General features: G+C 24.4%; 15 protein-coding genes. 9 read left to right on the top strand and 6 right to left on the bottom strand.

Going from position 1 to position 20071, the window contains the following annotated elements:
- Window positions 1-104 precede the first annotated feature (104 nt).
- The 6 genes from ACXX87_RS02280 to ACXX87_RS02255 all read left to right on the top strand — a co-directional run bounded on the left by ACXX87_RS02280 (window position 105) and on the right by ACXX87_RS02255 (window position 9110).
- Entirely contained in the window at window positions 105-1745 is a 1641-nt protein-coding gene (locus tag ACXX87_RS02280; protein ID WP_458573201.1) for an alpha-amylase family glycosyl hydrolase, read from the top strand.
- 1 nt (window position 1746) lies between these two features.
- A complete protein-coding gene (locus ACXX87_RS02275; protein ID WP_458573200.1) occupies window positions 1747-4089 on the top strand; it encodes a glycosyl hydrolase family 65 protein in 2343 nt (780 codons plus the stop codon).
- Entirely contained in the window at window positions 4083-4742 is a 660-nt protein-coding gene (gene pgmB, locus ACXX87_RS02270; protein ID WP_436358966.1) for a beta-phosphoglucomutase, read from the top strand. The genes ACXX87_RS02275 and pgmB overlap by 7 nt, the downstream gene beginning before the upstream one ends.
- A 566-nt stretch (window positions 4743-5308) precedes the next feature.
- Window positions 5309-6754 carry an MAG3090 family protein gene (locus tag ACXX87_RS02265; protein ID WP_458573199.1) on the top strand — a complete coding sequence of 482 codons (1446 nt, stop codon included), beginning with the start codon at window positions 5309-5311 and terminating at the stop codon, window positions 6752-6754.
- A 61-nt stretch (window positions 6755-6815) separates the two neighbouring features.
- Entirely contained in the window at window positions 6816-8378 is a 1563-nt protein-coding gene (locus ACXX87_RS02260) for a hypothetical protein (RefSeq protein WP_458573198.1), read from the top strand.
- Window positions 8379-8390: 12 nt separating this feature from the next.
- The gene (locus tag ACXX87_RS02255; protein ID WP_458573197.1) at window positions 8391-9110 is read left to right on the top strand and encodes a hypothetical protein; all 720 of its coding nucleotides are present in this window, start codon (window positions 8391-8393) and stop codon (window positions 9108-9110) included.
- Between the two features lie 125 nt (window positions 9111-9235).
- On the opposite strand, the gene ACXX87_RS02250 is transcribed toward ACXX87_RS02255, so the two are convergent.
- Genes ACXX87_RS02250 through ACXX87_RS02230 form a run of 5 tightly spaced genes read right to left on the bottom strand, consistent with a single transcriptional unit; the run spans window position 9236 to window position 15861 of the window.
- Window positions 9236-10318: a class I SAM-dependent RNA methyltransferase gene (locus ACXX87_RS02250; protein WP_436358969.1), complete on the bottom strand. Its 1083-nt coding sequence runs from the start codon at window positions 10316-10318 to the stop codon at window positions 9236-9238.
- Window positions 10308-13463 carry an AAA domain-containing protein gene (locus ACXX87_RS02245; RefSeq protein WP_458561044.1) on the bottom strand — a complete coding sequence of 1052 codons (3156 nt, stop codon included), beginning with the start codon at window positions 13461-13463 and terminating at the stop codon, window positions 10308-10310. The genes ACXX87_RS02250 and ACXX87_RS02245 overlap by 11 nt, the downstream gene beginning before the upstream one ends.
- Before the next feature lie 10 nt (window positions 13464-13473).
- Complete coding sequence (locus ACXX87_RS02240) at window positions 13474-13836, bottom strand: hypothetical protein (RefSeq protein ID WP_436358971.1); 363 nt, start codon at window positions 13834-13836, stop codon at window positions 13474-13476.
- Complete coding sequence (locus ACXX87_RS02235; RefSeq protein WP_436358973.1) at window positions 13820-14743, bottom strand: nucleotidyltransferase; 924 nt, start codon at window positions 14741-14743, stop codon at window positions 13820-13822. Before ACXX87_RS02235 ends, ACXX87_RS02240 begins: the two co-directional genes overlap by 17 nt.
- 50 nt (window positions 14744-14793) lie before the next feature.
- Window positions 14794-15861, bottom strand: coding sequence for a YitT family protein (locus ACXX87_RS02230; RefSeq protein ID WP_436358976.1), 1068 nt, complete (start codon window positions 15859-15861; stop codon window positions 14794-14796).
- A gap of 185 nt (window positions 15862-16046) precedes the next feature.
- On the opposite strand from ACXX87_RS02230, the gene ACXX87_RS02225 reads away from it, so the two are divergent.
- Both ACXX87_RS02225 and ACXX87_RS02220 read left to right on the top strand, forming a co-directional pair.
- A complete protein-coding gene (locus tag ACXX87_RS02225) occupies window positions 16047-16706 on the top strand; it encodes a deoxynucleoside kinase (RefSeq protein WP_436358978.1) in 660 nt (219 codons plus the stop codon).
- On the top strand, window positions 16706-18256 hold the full coding sequence (locus ACXX87_RS02220; RefSeq protein WP_458573196.1) for an MATE family efflux transporter: 1551 nt from the start codon (window positions 16706-16708) through the stop codon (window positions 18254-18256). The genes ACXX87_RS02225 and ACXX87_RS02220 overlap by 1 nt, the downstream gene beginning before the upstream one ends.
- A gap of 188 nt (window positions 18257-18444) precedes the next feature.
- On the opposite strand, the gene pfkA is transcribed toward ACXX87_RS02220, so the two are convergent.
- Window positions 18445-19425, bottom strand: a complete 981-nt coding sequence (pfkA, locus tag ACXX87_RS02215) for a 6-phosphofructokinase (RefSeq protein ID WP_458573195.1) — start codon at window positions 19423-19425, stop codon at window positions 18445-18447.
- Window positions 19426-19665: 240 nt separating this feature from the next.
- Here pfkA and ACXX87_RS02210 point away from each other — a divergent pair, with 240 nt between their 5' ends.
- On the top strand, window positions 19666-19980 hold the full coding sequence (locus ACXX87_RS02210) for a thioredoxin family protein (protein ID WP_436358983.1): 315 nt from the start codon (window positions 19666-19668) through the stop codon (window positions 19978-19980).
- Window positions 19981-20071 lie beyond the last annotated feature (91 nt).

The raw sequence follows: 20071 nt of genomic DNA, 5'->3' as shown, positions 1-20071 counted from the left end.
ACATTTGATATTATTTGAATTTTTGAAAAATGATAAAAAAATTTTTTTATTTTTATTTTAGTAGTAAAATAATAGAGATTATACACAAAATAATGGAGTGAAAAATGAAAGATAATTTACAAAAATGAGGGGAAAAAGTAATATATCAAATTTTCCCAAGATCTTTTAAAGATTCAAACAATGACGGAAACGGTGATTTAAAAGGAATTGTTTCTAAACTAGATTATTTATCAGAACTTGGAGTAGATGCAATTTGACTTTGTCCAATTTATGACACAGAGTTTGCAGATGCAGGTTATGATGTTTTGGATTACAAAAAAATATGATCAGTTTTTGGAACAATGGAAGATTTTAAAGAATTGGTTTCTAAAGCAAAAGAAAAAAACATTGAAATAATTATGGATATTGTTTTAAACCACACTTCAAACAAACATCAATGATTTTTAAAAGCTATTGAATCAGAGAAAAACCAAGAACACAATTATTACATTTGAACAGATAAACCAGGAAAAGAAGAATCAATTTTTGGTGGTAGTGCATGACAATATGTACCTTCTTTAAATAAATATTATTTCCATTTATTTGCTAAAGAACAAGTAGATTTAAATTGAGAATCAGAATTTACTATTAATGCTATGGTAGATGTTATTGATTTTTGATATAAATTAGGGGTAAGGGGATTTAGATTAGACGCTATTCAACATGTTCATAAAGAAATAAATAAGGGTAAATTTAAACATTCATTTGGTTCAAAAATGGTTCAATATTTACAAAAATTTTTAAACAAAATTTATGAAACAAAAAATGATGTTTTCTTTATTGGTGAAGCATCTGGAATTCAACCAGATACAGCATTAAAATACGGAAAAGGTAAAGAAAAAATAGCAGATAACTTCTATAATTTTGGTTCATGATGAATTGGTTGAGGAAAACAAACAGGAAGAAATGGTTATGATGCAAATTGAAATACTAATGATTTTGCAAATTCTTCAATTCTTGAATATCAAAACAATTCTGAAATCAAAAATTATATGATTACTAACTTTAGTTCATCACATGATACAGCTAGATCTATTTCAAGATGAGGTGATGAAAATCTTTATTGAAAAGAATCAGCAAAATCATTTGCTCTTTACCAATTCTCTTTAAAGGGAATCCAAACAATTTTATATGGAGAAGAAATTGGACTAAAAAATCCTGTTTTTAATTGCAGACATGAATTCAGAGATGTAGATGCTTTAAATGCTTACAGAATTTTTGTTGATGAACAAAAATTATATACAGAACAAGAAATGACAAGATTTCACAATATAAACAGTAGAGATAATTCAAGAGTACCGATGGTTTGAGATAAAACTGAAAACTTTGGATTTAATAAAGGAACTAAAACTTGAATTAAAAAATCAGGTTATTATAGAGAATCTTCTGTTGCTGAACAAGAACAAAGAAGTGATTCAATTTTAAATTTTTATAAATCAATTATTCAATTAAGAAAAAAATATAAAGAAATTTTAATTAGCGGAAATTCAAAAATGAAATTATTAGCTAATGGTGTTATTCAAATTGAAAGATTTGATGATTTTAATAACAAAATTATTTCATTGATAAATTTAACTAAAAAAGAATTAGATATAAATATTAAAAATATTTTAAATAAAGAAATTTTAATTAGTTCATATACAGATAAGAAAGGAATTAAGAATACTTTAAGACCGTATGAGTCTATTATGTTCTTAGAAAAATAAAATGGCTAAATTATTTTATGATACAAAAAATTTTATTATTAGTCAAACAGGTTTCGATCCACTTGTAACTAAAAAAACAGAGTCTATTTTTTCACAAGGTAATGGTTATTTAGGAATAAGAGCAGTTGATGAAGAAAGAAGTGTGTTTAACAAAGAAGATTTCTTTGTAAACGGAATTTTTAATCAAGGAGACAAAACAGAAGTTTCTGAAATTGCTAACTTAGCTGACTTAATTCAAACTTCTATTTATATTGATGATGAAATTTTTATGATCGATAAAAAAATGGAGTATACAAAGTCTTTAGATTTAAAAAACGGATTACTTTTTAGAGAAATTAAATTTTCTAAAAAATCCAAAAAATTTGTTTTAACTTTTAAGCGTGTTGTTTCACAAATAAATAAAAACATTTATGCTCAAGAAATAGAAATTAATCAAATAAGTGGAGAACCTTCAAAAATTAAAATTTTACCTTTAATTAATGGTCAAACAACAAACCATGGAATTCAACATTTTGATGAAGGTAAAAAAATCTTAATTGCTCCTTCACTTTTACAATATCAAGAACAAACAAATGAATCACAAAGATGAGTGATTCATAATATGAAAGTAAAAGCTTACTTAAATGGAAAATTATTAGAAAGCGGAAATGATGATTATGTTTTAAAAATGTCTCGTAGACAAGTGGGATACGAAATTAAAACAACCATTTCTACAGAAAAAAACTTTAGATTAGAAAAAATAATGTCAGTTTCTACTTCTGTTGATAAAGATCTGATATTGAGTTTTGATGAAGTTGAAGAAAATGCTAAAAATTTAAGTATTTTATTAGAAACACTAAAATTTTCGAATTTAGTAAAAGAAAATAAGAAAGCTTATGATGAAATTTATAAACAATTTGATGTTCAAATTGAAGGTGAAAAAGATGCTGAATATGATACATTAGCACTAAAATTTGGAATTTATCATATGAATTCTTTTGTTCCTACACATTCTTCAAATATGTCAGTAGGAGCAAAAGGATTAACAGGAGAAGGATATCAAGGACATTGTTATTGAGATACTGAATTTTTCATTGTTCCGAACTATCTATTTACTAAACCAGAAGTTGCAAGAAACCTTTTAGAATACCGTTACAAAGGAATTGAAGGAGCAAGAAGAAAAGCTGCAGAAAAAAATATGATTGGTGCTCAATATCCTTGAGAAATGGCTTGACCAACAGATGGAGAAATGACACCTTATTGAGGACAACCTGATGTAGTTACAGGAAAACAAGTTCCAATTGCATCTAGAGAACAAGAAATTCACGTTCCTGGTGACATTGCTTTTGCTGTAGATCAATACTTCCAAGTAACCAATGATAAAGAATTTATGGTACAAATGGGTTATGAAATGATTATTGATACAGCTATTTTCTGAACTTCTAGAGTTGAGAAAAAAGGCAAAGAATATCATATTAGTAATGTAATGGGCCCAAATGAATATAAAGGTAACATAACAAACAATAACTTTATTAACTTAATTGCTAAAAGAAACTTAGAATTAGCTATTTTCTATATAGAAGAATTATCAAATACAAAGGAAAATCAGGCAATTTTAGATAAAATTGCAGCTAAATTACCTTATCAATGAGACTTGGAATTAATGAAAGATGTTAGAGATAATTTAGTACAACAATTACCAAATGAAAACAACATCATATGAGAAAATGATGAGTTCAAAAATCTTCCTTTAATTGATGTTACTCCTTTCCAATTATTAGGTGATGCAGGTAAAAAATTATTTAATACCACTGAAGGACACAAGAGATTAAGTTCTCAACTTGTAAAACAAGCAGATGTTGTTCTTTCTACATTTGTTTTAGGTGAACTATTTTCTAAAGAAGTAGCTGCAGCAAACTTTGATTATTATGAACCTATTACAACTCACGATTCATCTTTAAGTCCTACAACTTATGCAATTAAAGCTGTAGATTTAAGAAAAATGAACATTGCGTATAAATTATTTAAATATTCTTTAAATATTGATATGGGAACTAATTTTCATTCTGCAGATGCAGGAGTGCATGCAGGTTCATTAGCCGCAATTTGACAAAGTATTGTTTATGGATATGGAGGATTTAGGTTTTTAGATAAAAAAGTATTTATTGCTCCGATTTTACCTAAACAATGAACAAAATTAACTTATTCAATATTAGTAAAAAATACTAAATTAAAAGTAACTGTTAATAGAAAAGACTTTATAATTGAAAAACTTTCAGGTAGTGATCTTGAAGTTTATGTAAATGAAAAACCAGTAATTATATCTAATAAAAAACAAAAATTTGAGGTTATTGAAAAATGATAAAAGGTTTAATTTTTGACTTAGATGGAGTTATAACAGAAACCGCTTCATTACACTATAAAGCTTGAAAAAATGAAGTAGCTAAAATTGGTTTAAATTACACAGAAGAACAAAATAGTTCTTTAAAAGGATTAAACAGAATTGATACTTTAAATGCTATTTTAAAACTTTTTAATGTTTCATTAAGTGAACAAGAAATAGTAACAATAGCTAATAACAAAAATGAATATTACAAAAAATTATTAGAAACAGATATCGATCAAAAAGATATTTTAGTTAACATTAAAGAATTTTTAAACGCAGCAAAAGAAAAAGGATTAAAATTAGCAATTGCTTCAAGTTCTTATAATGCTCCATTAATTTTAAGAAAAATTGGATTATTTGATTATTTTGATTTCATCGTTGATCCTGCAACAGTTTCTAAAGGAAAACCAGATCCAGAAATTTTTATAAAAGCTGCACAAGGGATTAATTTAAAACCAGAAGAAACAATTGGTTTTGAAGATGCAATTGCTGGTGTTCAAGGTTTAAAAGATGCTAATATTCATACAGTAGCTATCACACATAATGAAAAAGAAAATTGAAGTATTGCAGATAAAATAGTTTCATCAACTGCAGAACTTAATTTAGAAGAATTACTTAAATTATTTAATTAAATAAATATATTTTAATAGAGACATAAATGTAGATATTCTAGTTTATGTCTTTTTTTAATTTAGTAAATTTAAATTTAATTATTTAATGCAATAAAGCAAACAGAAATTTTGAAAATTTTAAAATCTAATTATTTAAAATTAAAACTAAACCTTTAGTTTTAATGAATATTAGTTCAAATATTTCTGTTTACACGGTAAAAATCCCATATTTTGCTTTTTTAATGTATAATATTATAAGTTATGAAAACACAAAAATATAAGGAATTATTAAACCAAAAATTTAATATCTATAATATATATATATATATATATATAGAATTTTCTTATTAATTTTTTTATTATTCTTGTCTTTAATTTTATAAAAAACGATTTTAAAAGAAATTTTAAAGTTGTTTTTCGTTACTTAAGAAGAATTAATTTTTTAAAAATTATTTACATAATTCAAGATTAATATAAGTAATAACTAATTTAAATAAAGTTTAAAAATATTTAATATAAAAGTATAAATTAGATGAAATATTATATTTTATTCAAAAAGAAAATAAAACAAAAATAAAAGGAAAATTATGAAACGTTTATTATGCCAATATAACAGAGATTTTGATAAAAAATTTTCAAAAACATACCCTTGAGTATTAAAACACCCAAAATTAAAACAAGGACTAGCTTTATTTAAAACAAGAAAAGAAGCTATGAACTGATTTTTAGCAATAGGATATGAAAGCGCTATTTGATTCCAAACTGAAAAAAGAATCTTTGGTGGATTGTTAATTATGGATAAAACACTAGATGGTTTCGAATTTGAACTAAATACAGAAAAATTTGATGGAGATATCAAATATGATGAAGCAATGGAAGAATTTTATATCTTTACAAATTCAAGATTAAGAAATCAAGAACTAGCGGATCAATTTTTAAAAGAAATTGCAGATTACAAAGTTCTTGCAGATCATAAAAAATACTTCCCTGCTAATGATGACTATATTCCAGAAAGAAAAGTTTCAAGTAAAGATAGAGAAATAGAAAGATTAAACAGACAAATGACTGATCTTGAAGAATTATTTAAAAGTTCAAATGGATCATATGCAAAAGAAATTGCTGTTTTAATGGAAAAACTTAGAGATAGTAATTCTGATAAAGAAACTTTAAGAAAAGAAATTGAAAACTTAAAGAAAAAAATTCTTGAATCTATTGATAAAGAACCAGAAAAAGTTATTGTTGAAAAGGAAAAACCTGTATTTGTAGAAAAAGAAGTAGTCAAGGAAGTAGTTAAAGAAGTTCCTGTCTACATCGAAAAAGAAGTAGTTAAGGAAGTTGTTAAAGAGGTTCCAGTTTATATTGAAAAAGAAGTTGTAAATGAAGTAGTTAAAGAAGTTTATATCAACGAAAATAAAAAAGAACCAACAAAATATTCCAACTTCTATAATTTAGAATCTTCTAAACAACTTGAAGCATTAGCAATTTATTCTCATAAATTAGAAAAAATTGCTTCTTCTTATGATGAAACAATGATAACTTCAACACAAGATTACAATGAAATTAAAAAAGAACTTGATTTAGTTACAAATGCATTAGATTCTTTAGATCAAACATTTAAAGATGACTATTCACAAAAACTCTTGCTTTTAGTTAAAAAAGCAACTAAAGAATCAAGTGATAAATTGCTTGAAAAAATTAAAATTTCAGAAGAATTATTTTATTCAGATGAAAATGCAATTTATTACAAAAAAAATAAATTATCACATGAACTTTCATTCATTAACTATGAAAATAAACACATAGGATTTGTGGAAGAAAAGAATTATAAATATGGTGTTATTGAAAACTATAGTTTGAATAAATCACACTTTTTAGTATTTCAAAACAATGTAGTTCAAAAAGTTGAAAAATTTGATCAAAATTCTGCTTTAAAAAGTGGTTGAACAAGAAGGGCAGTTTGAACAACAATTATTTACTGAATCGCATACATAATTTTACTTGTAGTAGTAATTATACTTGCAGTTCAAAGATAATTTTATAACCATATTTTAAAGAATATTATTTAAAAATAAACTAATAAAAAGAGAGATAATTATGGCAAAACCAAATGCAAAAATTCTAATAAGTGTACTAGCATTAACAGCTCTTTCAACATCAATAGGAACAACTGCAACTGTTTTTTGAAATAGTAGAAATAATAATCAAAGTGATTATACAAAAGCAAAAGTTGAAGCTAATTTAGAAGCAGATAAACTACTTGATGAAAATAAGAAATCCAATTTTAAACAAAAAATTGATGCAGCAACTACAATTGAAGAAATCAATGCAATTAAAGATGAGATTGCAAATGATTTAACAACTCAATTAAACGAGCAAAAAAATAAAGCAAATGCTTTAAAAGATAAACTTTCAAATCAAGAAATTAAAGATAAATTCACTGCTGAAATTAATGATGCTACTACAAGTGCTCAGTTAGAAGCAATTAAAGATAGAATTACTAAAGCATTAAAAGCAGAAGCACAAGCTGCAGTTAATTCATTAGAAAAAGAAGCACAAAAACCTTTTTTAAATCAAAAATTAGAAAGTACTAATTCTCCTGAAGAAATCTTTAAAATTAAAGAATTTGCACAAGTATTACTTGAAGCACATTTATTAATTGATAAACTTGAATCTTCTGATGAAAGAATAAAATTTGCTAATGAACTTAATTCTATAAATGATGAAGATAAAGCAAAAGTTGAAGAAATAATCCAAAAAATTAAAAATGCAATTGAAGATCAACTTGCTAAAGAACTAGCGGCAGCAAAACAAGCAGCAGAAACTGAAATTTCTAAACTAACTGATGAATCTAAAAAACAAGAGTTAAGAACAGAATTAGAAGTAGCAACAACTACTGATGCTGCTAATGTAATTAAAGACAAAGCAGTAAGAGAAAAAGAAAAAGAACAATACACTACTGAAGTAGATAGAAAGAAAGTTGATGCTCGTACTGAAATATCTAAATTAACTAAACAAGAAAATAAAGATCCTTTAAATACTGAATTAGATTCTGCTAATACAGTTGAATTAGTTCAAGCAGTAATAGATAAAGCTATTGCAAAACAACAAGAAGAATTAAATGAAGAGAAAAGAAAGAATCATCTTCAAGCAGATAAAATTCAAGACAACGATATTAAAACAAATCTTAAATCAAAAGTTGATTCAACAACAACTTTTCAAGATTTAAACAAAGTAAAACAAGAAATTGAAAAGCAACTAGCAAAAGAATTAGCAAATGCTAAAAAAGAAGCAGAAGCAGAAATTCCTAAGTTAACTAATGAAACAAAAAAAGAAGAGTTAACAAATGAGTTAATATCTGCAAATACTATTGATGAAGTTAAAGTTATTAAATCCAAAGCAATAAATGAACAGGAAAAAGAACAGGCTCGTATAATTGCAAAAAATGAAATTAATAAGTTAGCAGAAGGAGAAGAAAAAACTAATTTATTAAATATTGTTAATAATTATAATTCAACTTTGAAAGAGATTACTGAAGCTAAAGAAACTGCACAAAATTCACTTGCAACTTCATTAAATGAAGCGAGAATATCTATTATTAAACTAGTAGGACATAGTGAGTATGATTTTTTGAACCAACAAATTGAAACTAATAAATAAAATCAAGCAGAGTTGAAAAAAATCATAAATGAATCAAATGTCAAATTTAACGAAAAAGTACAGGAAGTTAGAGAAGTTATTGATAGTATAGAAGGTAGTGAAGTAGAAGAGAATTCTGAGTTCAAAGCTAAAAAAGAAGAGTTAATTAATAAACTTTCTTTAGCACCTAATGTAACTAAATTAGAAGAAATTAAAAATGAAGCAACAGAAACTAGAGAGAAACAAAAAGATAGATTAATAAAATCTTATAAACCTAAACTTTTACATTTAATTTATAAGAATTTAAGAGAAGGAAGTGAAGCTAAAAATCAATTTTCTAACACTGTAAATTCAGCAACTACTTTTGATGAACTAAAAACAATATCAGATAAAGTAAATAAAATTATTGAAGATCTTATACAAAAAGCAAGAGAAACAATTCTTATACTAGAAGGAGATGACTATGAAATAGCAAAAGCCAATGAAATTCTCGATAGTAAAGACACAAGAGGTGCAAATTTTCAAGAGTATGTAGAAGATCACATAATAAAACATGCTATTTCTTATGTTGAAAGCAAAAGAAGTGATGCTATATATGAAGTAGAACATGTAATTTTCAAAAGAAGACAATACTATTTAGAAGCTTTAAGAAGCAAGGAAACAAATACTATTGCAAAAATAAATGCACTTAAAGAACAAGCATTAGAAGAAGCACGATTAGAAAACGAAAAACAACAAAATAACCCAAGTTAAAAATTTGAGAATATAAATATTACTTTTTAATCCTATAAATCATTAATTAAAGAATGGATTTATGTTGAAATTCATAAACAAAAAACTCCACTTAAAATAAGATGGAGTTTTTGTTATAACATATTTTATTTTTTGGTTAAAACTATTAAATTTTCAATGTGAAAAGTTTTACAAAACATATTAAAAATTTCAATATATTCAATTTTATAGTTTTCTTTTAGAAGAGAAATGTCATATGCTTGTGTTGAAATGTTACAAGATAAATAAATGATTTTATCAGGTAATAACCTTTGTAATTCATTTATTACTTCTTTCTTTAAACCAGTACGATCAGGATCTACTATTATAGTTTTTCCTTCTAAAGAGTTTAAATTTTTTAAATATTTATAAACATCTTGATTGAAAGGAATAATATTATTTATTTTATTTAAGTCGATATTGTATAACATATCTTTATATGAATTTTTGTTTATTTCAACCGCTTCAATAGTTTTAACTTTGTCACTTATAAAACAAGCAATTGAACCAATTCCTGAATATAAATCTATCACTTTAGCATCTTGATCTATAAAATTTTTAATTCTGGAATAAGCTTCAAGAGCAACTTCTTTATTTACTTGGTAAAAAGAACCAATAGAAACCTTAAAACGAAGGTTTTGAAAATTATCAAATGTAAAGATATTGTCTTTTTTATGTCCTTCAATTTGTGTTTCAAGTTTTCTTATAATAATTTTCCCTTTTTGTTTACTAAATGGTTTTATATCTGTTAATAAGAAATCGTCTAAATAGAAAATTTCATTTGAATTTTTCTTTTTTAATCCACCATCAAATAAAGTGATTTTATTTCGATATCTTAACTCTTTTGTTCCTTGAAAATAATTAATTTTATATTGATTTAAATCTATTTTTGCAATTTGTTTAAATACAGAAATTAAATTATAAATTTTGTATTCTTTTTCTGCTTCTTTATTCATATGCATTAATTCATATCCACCTATAAAATCTGCATTTTTAGGGATTTCAAGATTTCTATTTTTATCTGCTATTATTATTTTTGTAACCTTACCTATATAATAATTTTTTTCTTCTTTTATAAAGGTAAATTCCACAGTTTCATTTAAAATTGTAAAAGGTAAATATACAGGTTTTTGATTTCATAAACCAACACCTTCACCTTTTTGATTATAAAAAAATATTTTAGTTATCATCTCTAGAAATCATTTCTTTTATATTGTTAATAATTGTTTCTTTATTAATTAATCAATCTATTTTTTTTATTTCGATTATTTTGTAATTTTTAGCTTTTAAAAAATTATTTTTATCTTTATTGATTATATAGTTTTCATATGAATTATAGCTACTATAATCATCGATCGTAAATGCTACTAATATTTTATTTTTTTCATTAGTAATTGCTAAATCAATATTTTGACTACCAATAGAAAAATCTTTTTTTACATATAATTTTTGAGTTTCAAAAAAGGAATCAGATTCAAAAGTATCATAAATTTCTTCTTTTAATTTATTATGGATTTGGACTTTATTATTATTACTTTCATCTTCATCTTTAAGTTCTAAGTTTAAATAGTTGGTTCTTTGTTCATTTGTTAATTCTAAAAATAATAATCACTTTTTAAATAAAGCAATATCTTCATTTTGATTAGTATTTTCAATTTCTTCTGCTTTTAGAGATTTAATTACAATTATTTTATCTTTTGCTCTTGAAACAGCAACATTTAAAGCGTTTTTTCCACCTGAACGGGAAACATAAGTAGTATGTAATGCGGTAGTTTTATCATAAACAACAGAAATTATTAATAAATCGGCTTCATCCCCTTGAATGTTTTCTATGTTTTTCAATAAAACTTTTTCACTAATTAGAGCTTCTTCTAATTCTGGATGATTGTTTAAAATTTGATTTTCAATATATTCTCTTTGGGAACTATTAAAGGTTAAAAGAATAATTTTCTTATACTTGTTTAGGTTTTCTTTTGTTTGTTCAATTGCAATTTCTGCTTCTTTTTTATTGATTTTATTTTCTCATACACCATCTGTTTGAATAACTTCAATGGAGTTATGATTTTTTGTATTAAATTTATCTATTACATCAAGTTCTGAATTATAGAAATGTTTTGATGAAAAAGTCATTAATGAAGCATAATTGGAACGATAATTTTTATCTAGTAAAATACTATAAACACCTTTAAAAACTGCATAATTTAAGATGGATTCAATGTTTCCTAATTCAGCATCTTCTACATTGCTTCGTGTTGAAAATCAACTTGTAGGTTGCATTTGTTTGTCATCACCAGCAAAAATTTTGATTTTTGCTAAATATAGTATTGGAAATGCTTTTTCAATAAAGATTTGTGATGATTCATCAAGGATAACATAGTCAAATTCATTTTTATCTCACTTACTTAGTTCTGTATCTACTGAAGAAATAATAATAGGATATAATTCTTTAATAATTTGGTGGTGTTCAAGAACAAATTTATAAGGATCTCTATGTTTTGTTCTAACTGCAAGAACAAATTTTGAATAAAGTTTTTTCATCTCCTTATTTTGATTAATTTTTTCTAGTTTTTTAAATAATCTATAAAAGGTAAAGTTTACAAGTTGTTCTTCATTGGAAATATCTTGTTTTGAGCTTTCAAAAACAAATTCATAGAAACTATTAATGTCACTCAATTCTTGTGGAGTTAAAGAACTTAATTTATCGGTTATTTCTTTTAAATTCCCATTAAAATTATGAATTTCTTTTTTAATAATTTCAATATCTTGTTTATCTTCATCAGTTAATTTTTTAAAAATTTTTTGAAAGAAATTGTTTTTCTTTCCTGATTTTGCATCTAAAATAGCTCACTTTAATTTTTTAATATTTTCTTTAAAATCATCTGTATTAATACTAATATTTTTACTAATTTTATATAAAGATTCAATTGTATTTGGAGATAAAGATGCCACATTTTTCTTTATAAAAGAATAATTTTCAATTTTTTGTTCAAGATTTTCATTATTAGCAAATTTATTAAATAAATCTATATATTCTTTTTCATCATCATAAATAATTTTCAATGATTCAATATTGGATTTATTTTCAAAATTTTCTAATATATTAATTAATTTTTCTATAGGTTCATAGAATGTTGCTTTATTCATAGAATTATCATTTAAAATAAATAAGCAAAAAATTGATAACTTATTCATTCTATCTTTTAAAACATCTAAAGCAGCTTTTTTCTGAGAAACAACAAGACCTTTTTTATCAAAAATAATAATATTAGCAATAATATTAGAAATAGTTTGTGATTTTCCAGTACCTGGAGGACCTCAAATTATGGTATTTTGAGAAAGAGCTGATACTGTTGCTTTATCTTGAGAATAATTAGTTTTATTTATTTTTACAAAGTTAAAAACTTTATTAAAGATTATTTTATTAACTTTGTTTTTGTAATTATTTTTATTAAAGTCAACATCTAAAATTTCATCTAATTCATCATTTTCAATAATTTTTTCCATTATTTTTCTTTGGTGACTTCCGAATGAATTAAAAATTCCTAAAACCATACCAGGGTGAAAATGTAAATTATTATCAATTAAATCCACATTAACTTTGGAAATATTATTTTTAAAAGTTTTAATATTGAAATTTGATCAATTAGTTTTTATAACTTTTTCCAATTCTTCAATAGATAATCTAGAAACATCAATATCCACTCCTAGTAAATAATTTCCTTTTTCTAAAACTCAAATTAATTTTTCATTAATTTTAATTTCTCCATCAGAAAATAAAAAAGCTTGTGAATTAGAAATATCAATATTAACTTCTTTAAAAAATAAAGGAGCAAATATTTTTCTTTTTTCAATTTCAACAGAAACAAAAAGCATTCCTATCTGCATTGGTCAAATATTTCTTTCACTATTTAAACTTCTTGCTTTGGTTAAAAATTTCTTTCATTTATAACTATTTTTCTGTATTTTTTCTTTTAATTCGGATTGCAGTGCTTTATTTTCTTTATCAAAATCTTTTTCTAATTTAACTTTTGTTTCTGCACTTAAAATATCATTATTTTTTATAAAAATAGATTCAACTTCTTCAACAGAAGAAGCGTCTTTTATTTCATTTACTATTTTTTTTAAGTTGTTTTCAGTTAAGGCAACTCTAAAATTTGCTTGTGTATAGATTTTTTCAAATTGTTTTTGATCAAACAACTTGAATACATCCATAAAATCATGATCATTTATGTTAACAAAAAGCGATGTATCAAATCTATCTACATCAAATAAGTTGTCTAAAATTCTTTTATAATTTTCTTTATTTTTCTTTATTACATCAAAGTTGATATTCATATTTTTCCTTTTACTTCATTATATTTTCAATTTCTGTTTTTAGGTATTCAGCAACGTTTCCTACTATTAAATTAACATAAGTACTAGAAACTAAAACACCCGAAATTCCTTTTAATTTTTGTATTTCTTCAGCTTTAACTAATTTAGTGTTATTTAAATAAATTTTAATTTTTTTATGACTATTTTCTATTTTATTAATGTTTTCTTTTTTACCAAGAAGTTCAATTAATAAAGCAACATTTATGCTTGTTTTATAACTTTTTGATAATTGATTTTCTGTTTTGTTTTTGGATTTATTTTTTCAATAAATCCAAATAAAACCCAAAGTTATTATTGTTAAAAAAACAATTAAAATTTTATCTTTTGTTCTCATTTTCATCTCCTTTTTTATGTTTTTCAAGTAGAATATAAAGCATTACCCTTTTGATTCTGCTACTTGTATATCTTCTGGAATTACATTTATTTACAAATTCATCATAAGTTTTTTCTTCTATATGCTTTTTAAATAAATTTTCCATTCCTTCACTAATCATTGGATTTAATTTCAAAATTTCTGCAGGGGTATTTCTTACAATATCTTGAAATTTAGAATAATAATTTTCTATCCTATCAGGAATTTTATCAAATTTCATAGGTGTATATTTAGAAATATCTTGTTTTTCAAAAATCATTTTCCTTATCAAACTTGCTGAAGCAAATTCGTTAAAAGTGGTTTCTGAGTGAAAATCAACTGTTCTTTGCATACAAAAGGCTTGAATTGGATAATTATTGAAGACAATTGATTTAACATACTCTAATCCTAAAATATCGTTAGGTAATCTTATTTCTTCACCAGTTAAAGTTTGTAAGGCTTTTGCACTTGAATTTGGAAAGGAAAACCCTTCTTTTAAGTATTTTTTAACTAGTTTATTATAAATTTCTTCATTATAATAAATAGTTTCAGCAATTTTGTATAAATTATCAACATTATTTGATTCACTTCCAAAAATAAGTTTATCAATTTTTAAATCATTAATGATTTTTAAAGCACCATTTGCAAAAATATGGGCTGCTTGAGTTGCATATTCAAAGGGTAATTCGACAACAAAATCAGCACCATATTTAAGTGCTTGTTCTTTTCTTTTTTCAAAAGAAGCTACTGCCATTTCCCCTCTTTGCACATATTTTCCAGAAAGTATGATGTATATTTTGTCACTCGGGAAATTTTTCTTAACATATTCTAGTTGATATTTGTGTCCGTTGTGAAATGGATTATATTCTGCTATTATTGCTATTGCCATAAAATAATTTTATTAAAATCTGTAAAAAAAAGAATAAAATAATTTAAAAATTATTCTATTCTTGAGGTGTCAAATAAACCACTTGTTTCTAAAACAGGTTTGATAGAGATTCAAATGCTTGGATCAACATTTTTTAATTCATTTACAATGTATTTTACTTCTAAATATAATGCAATAGTTTTGATTTTATATGTTGGTTTTCCTGTATATCCAGAAATCCCTTCTCATAAATTATAGGAATGTCAATATTTCATAACTTTTAAATGAGCAAGAATTTTTTCAGGCTCAGAAGTGTGAAAAGTTAATTCCACTTTTTTGTATTTTGGATAAATTAAGTTTACTATCATTGATGTTAGGAATATATACATAATAGTGGAAACAACTTGAATTCCTAAAATTTTATGTATTTTTCCTTCTCCAATATTAAAATAACCAAGTGTTCCAAAAAGTACTAATGAAACAAAAGCTATACTAATAGAAATAGAAAATAATATTTTTCCAATTGGTTTTCTTTTTTTAGTTGAATAGTAATAAGAAATAAAATCTGTCCCTCCACTTGAACCACCAAATTTTCAAGCAAGACCAATTGAAACTCCTATTAGTACAGAACCTAAAAAGGTATAATATAGAATAGGTCATAAATCTGTGTTTAATTCTAGTGCTTTTACTACATCTCAATTATCAGATTCAACAGTTATATGGTTACTTAAAAAGTCATGAACTACTGTTATATTAAAAAATAAATTTCATAAGTTTTGAAAAATCATTCAAATTATCGTTAAATACATAAAACTTCTTTTTAAATGTTTTCAAAATAAAATGATTAGCGGTAAGTTTAGTGCTAAGTAAAGTAAAGAAAAATAATGTTTTGTTTCACTAAAAATATATGTAATAAGAGTTGGGATAGCTGTTAATCCAGAAGGAATTGTTTTAGCTTTTGCAAGTACAATTACTATTGAAAAAGTAAAAAGAAAAGAAGAAACCAACATCATAAAGATTGAAAAAGGTTTCTTTTTACAAACATCAATAAAATTCTTAGGATTATTATCACCAGTGTTAATTAATTCATTTTCAAGTTTTTTAATTTTTTTAATAAAAGTATTATCGTTTTTTTTCATATTATTCCTATGTGCTATTTACGTTAATATTTTATATTTTTTTCAAAAAAAATAAAAAAAATTTTCAAAAAATAAAAAAAAGATTTCTATAAAATGTTTTTTTGAAATTATTGCTTTTTTTATTTTGTTTTTTTAAAAAAATGTTTATTATTAAATTACACACAAAAAAACAAGGAGTAAATAAAATGGTTATAGGTATTAGCGGAATGATTAGTAGTGGAAAAAGTACACTAACATCATCTTTAGTAAAAAAATTTCCAAATTCAGAAATGTTATTAGAATTTAATGAAAACGACGAAGTTTTCAACACATTTTTAAAGTGATTATATGAACAAAGAGAAAATTTGACAATTGGTTTTCAAACATACATTATTGAAAACCATTCATCAATTTTTGCAGATAGACTAAATAAATTTAAAGAAAGAAATCTAAAAAACAAAGAAAAAGGATTTTTTTTCTTAGATAGATTTTCAATTGAACATCACATCTTTGCTCAAATAAATTTAGCAAAAAAAGAACCTAAATATATGAGAGCATATGAACTAGCTTTTAGAGAATTGATTACACCAGAAGAATTTCCTGATCTTGCAATTTTTTTAGATATTTCTTTTGAAACATTTAAAGAAAGATTTTTCAAGAGAGAAAGAGCTGTAGAAACAGACAATTGAGAAAAAAATAAAGAATATTTTGAAGTTTTACACAGAAATTACAAACCTTATTTTGAAAAATTATGTAAAGAATTTAACTTAAATTATGTTGTAGTAGACACCAACGGTTTAAATGAAGAGCAAGTGGAAGAAAAAGTTATTGAAATTATTAAAAATTACTCGAAAAATAGAAAATAATGATAACGACGAGAAATAAATTTTTATCCTTCATTTTATCGTTTTTCCCTTCTACAAAAGAACGTTGAAAATTATATTCAAAAATCGCAATACCTGTAGTATTGTCCGGTTTTTTAGTATCTTTAAATGGTTTTATTGATAATTTTATGGTTACAGGAATTTCAGGTGGTGTTTCAGCATTAAATTTTGCAAACGCATTCACCGGAATTATTGGTGGAATTTTAATAAGTTACAATGCAATTGGAATGCCTTTATTTGGTCAATTTTGGGGCGCCAAAAAATCAAAAGAAACAAAAGAAGTTTTGAGAACAAGATATTTAATTTCTTTTGCTTTTGGACTTATATTTTCAATTATGATTTTAATATCTCCAGAATTTTTTATAAAGACGATTGCAAAAGATAATAATATAGTCAATGGAGAGCATAGTCAAACTTATTTAGATATTGTAAAACAAGCAACAGATTATATAAAAATAATTGTTATATCTTGAATTTTAATGTCTATTTCTTTTACTACTATTTCTTTATTAAGAGAAACAGGTAATGGTGGAATTTCATTATATATATCATTAACTAGTTTATTAACAAATATAATTTTAAATTTAACATTAATACCAAAATTTGGAGTTGTTGGTTCTGCATGAGCAACTGTTTGTTCAGGTATTGTGAGTTTAGCTGTAAGTTTAGTTTTTATGGGACTCAAAAGTAAAAAAACACTTGTAAATCCTTTAAAAATATTTAAGATTAGCAAAAAAATATGAATATTATTTTTAAAAAGAATACCAAGTTTTCTTTTATCTTCATCTAGCTTTGTTTTTATTTCCATAAGAACTTTTTTATGAGCAGCAGGTTATAAAGTTGGTTCATTGGGTTATGGAGAATATAAGGAGTACTGAGGACTTGGTGCTGCAGCTATTTTAGGAATAACAACATCATTAACCAATATCTTTACATCGACTTTTGGGATTATAGGTGCTAATGTCACGTTGTTTGTTGGAAAAAAATTAGGAAACAATGAAACTGAAGAAGCAAAGAAAAATGCTAAAGAATTAAAGGGATTTCATTTTGTAATTGCATTAGGTTTATCATGTATATTTGCGATTTTAATTATATTTATTCCTTTTATGAAGTTCTTTTCTTCTGGTGTTGAGACTGGTTTAGAAGAGCAATTAAAACAAATAGGGGTATCACAAAATATAATTGATAAACAAAAAGAGTTAGCTTCAGCATATTATTTAAAAGAAATACAACTAACATCAATTTCAATTGCTATATTTAATCCTATATGAATAATTTTTAGTTCTAGTGTTAGAACTATGGAAGCGGGAGGAAAAAATAATTTAACTTCTATATTACAATTTGGTTCAGGAATTGGTCAAATATTGTGATTAACTTTAATAGTTTTTGTTTTTATACCGAATTTTAATTTAAGTTTAAATTATCAATTTGCCTTTTATTACTTTATTTTATTCACTTCGGACTTAGTAAAATTATTTATTTATGAGTTGTTTTATTTTAAAACTAACTGAGCAAGAAACATTACACATTAGAGAAAGAAATCAGTATTAAATTACTGATTTTTTTAAAATAAAAATTTGAGTTTAAACTCAAATTCTTTATTATTTTGTTTGTGCAGCTTTTGCTGCTGCTTTTTTAGCTTCTTTTCTAATTTTTTCTACTCTTTTAGCTTTTCTTTCAGCCATTTCTTTTCTTCTAATTCTTCTCATTTTTTCTCCTATTATGATTGATTTAATTTATTGAATTTTATTGTTTTTTCTTTATTACTTTTTCTTGGTGCTTGTAAAGCTTCTAATATAGGTGTAGCAACAATGTCACCTTTATTAACACCTATTGCAACTCCAGATTCACCTTTTTTAAGTAAGTCAACAGCTTTCATTCCCATTAAAGTAGCTAAGATTCTGTCTTGTGCTGAAGGATTTCCACCTCTTTGCACATGTTCTAAAGCCATTGCTCTAGAAGAAATTCCTGTTTTTTCTTGAACAAAACTTGCAATTTCTTTTAGATTAGGATAAATAAATTCGCTAACTATAGCTATCACACTTCTTTTTTTCATTGTTTTAATTTGGTGTTCAACAACTTTAGCAATTTCTTCTTTAGTCATTGTTAATTCGTTTGTAATAATAATTTCAGCACCAGTTGCTAGACCAGAATATAAAGCTAAATCTCCAGCACCGTGTCCCATTACTTCTAACATTAAAAATCTGTTGTGTGAATTTGAAGTATCTCTTAATTTATCTACAGCTTCAACTATTGTGTTTAAAGCAGTATCATATCCGATTGTGAAATCACTTGATGTAATATCGTTATCAATTGTGCCTGGTAATCCAATGGTTTTAATTCCAAGTTCGTGTAGTAATTGAGCTCCCATATAAGAACCATCACCACCAACAACAACAAGTGCATCTATTCCTAATTCTTCTAAATTTTGTTTAGCAATTTTTCTTGTTTCTTCTTGTTTAAATTCAGGGAATCTTGCTGAAAAAATAAATGTTCCACCTTTTGAAACATAGTCATCAACATTAAATTTTGAAGCAGGAACTATATTTTTTTCATATAATCCTTTATAACCTTCAAAAACTAAAAAAGGTTCTATTTCATTTGCTAGTGCATGTTTAACAACTGCACGAACAGCATTATTCATCCCAGGTGCATCACCACCAGAAGTTAATATTGCAATTTTTTTAATTTCTTTTTTCATTTGTGTCCTTAATAAATAACTATTAAATTATAAATTTTTTTTAAGAAAAATCAAAAAATATTTTAATATTTTTACTTATTTTTTTCCATTTTTAGTTTAAAAATAGTTTTTAATTGTTATTTTGAATTAAAAAAGTTAATTTTTTCGCATTTTTTTCATTTAAAACAACTTTTTTGTATTTTTTTCTTAATTTTCCTTTACAATTTATTTGAAAATATTTAAATTAATAAGGAGACAAAAATGTTTGTAAAAGATGTTACAAAAGAAACATTAGCACAAAGTATTGAAAATGGAAAAGGAGTGCAACTATTAAATTTCCATGCTACTTGATGTGGTCCATGTAAAATGTTGGCACCTGTTTTAAAAGAAGTTGCAGAAAAAATGAACATTGAAGTTTATAAAGTAGATGTAGATCAAGATAGAAACTTCGCAAGAGAAATGGGAGTTTCAGGAACTCCAACAACTTTTATTTATAAAGATGGAAAATTAGTTTCTCACATTGTTGGTTATGGTGCATATGAACAATTTTCAGAAGCACTAAAACAAATTATTTAAATTTAAAAAACTTAGTTTAAAAACTAAGTAAAGTGTGACAATTTATTGGGACACATTTTACCAGTGATATCACTGGTAAAATTTTTTTACT

This window comes from Mycoplasma sp. 613B (assembly GCF_054343485.1).
The sequence above is the reverse complement of the archived record's forward strand: the minus strand, read 5'-3'. Positions and strand labels throughout refer to the sequence as shown.